This window comes from Moorena sp. SIO4A1 (genome assembly GCF_010672065.1).
Classification (GTDB): Bacteria; Cyanobacteriota; Cyanobacteriia; order Cyanobacteriales; family Coleofasciculaceae; genus Moorena.
In genome coordinates this window covers 1-1,263 of sequence record NZ_JAAHHX010000844.1, presented here as the reverse complement: position 1 = coordinate 1,263, position 1,263 = coordinate 1, and the positions used below count along the sequence as shown (strand labels likewise).

Here is a 1,263-nt window from a genome sequence, read left to right as displayed (position 1 = left end):
ACGTACTTTGGAGCAGATTGAAATGCTCTTTGGGCATCACCTTCCCCATATCAAGTGGCTTAATTTAGGGGGAGGACATCTGATCACCTCTAAAAGCTATGACATCGAACACTTGATCCAAGTGATCACTAGCTTCAAAGCCCGCTATCCTCACTTGGATATTTACATGGAGCCTGGTTCTGCGGTGGCATGGCAAACTGGGCTGCTCCGTGCCACAGTTCTCGATCTGATTGAAACTTCGGGTCCTATGATTGCGATGCTTGACGTATCATTTACAGCTCATATGCCTGATTGTTTGGAGATGCCTTATAAACCTCGAATTAGAGGTGCAAGAGACCCGAAAGAGAAAGAGCCCACATACCGGATGGGAGGTCTTACCTGCCTTGCCGGAGACTTTATGGGAATGGGAGATTATTACTTTGAAAGGCCGTTGCAGATTGGTGATACGATTCTCTTTGAAGATATGATTCACTATACGATGGTGAAGACTTCCATGTTTAATGGAGTAAAACATCCAGGGATTGGAATTATCCATCCCGATGGTAGCTTTAACCTGGTCAGAGAATTTGACTACGAAGATTACAAAAATCGATTATCTTAGGGGCTAAAATCACTAGTTGTATACCACTATCCTATTCACAATTTTAATGTCTTGATCCCAAGCGCGAGTGGGGAAAACCCCCGTGAGGCCACTGCATCGCTTTGTGACATATGGTATCGTGTAAAAACGTAGTCGTTATGAGTTTGTTTGTATGTCCAACTCCCCTGTAGAAAATCTTGTTATTATCGGTTCTGGTCCTGCAGGTTACACAGCAGCGATTTATGGGGCACGAGCTAACCTGAAACCCTTAATGTTTGAAGGCTTTCAAGCTGGTGGAATCCCTGGCGGACAGCTGATGACTACCACAGAAGTAGAAAACTTCCCTGGCTTCCCAGAGGGAATCACCGGACCTCAATTAATGGAACGGATGAAGGCTCAAGCAGAACGCTGGGGCACTGAATGCTATACCGAAGATGTGATCTTTGTAGACTTAAGTCAGCGTCCCTTTACTGTCCGCTCTGAGGAACGGGAAGTAAAAACCCATAGTATTGTGATTGCTACCGGGGCAACAGCGAAACGGTTGCATTTACCCAGGGAAGCTCAGTACTGGAGTAATGGGATCTCAGCTTGTGCCATCTGTGATGGTGCATCTCCCCTTTTCAGTGGTAAGGAAGTGGCGGTAGTCGGGGGGGGTGACTCAGCGGCAGAGGAAGCTGTATATT

1 protein-coding gene and 1 pseudogene are annotated in these 1,263 nt (G+C 46.4%); both read left to right on the top strand.

Annotated elements, in window-relative coordinates; translation table 11 throughout:
• Positions 1–601 (top strand): annotated as a pseudogene (locus F6K53_RS43410) (carboxynorspermidine decarboxylase); the annotation flags it as partial.
• A 151-nt stretch (positions 602–752) separates the two neighbouring features.
• The coding region (locus tag F6K53_RS43405) for an FAD-dependent oxidoreductase (protein WP_293086930.1) at positions 753–1,263 on the top strand (511 nt) is incomplete at its 3' end.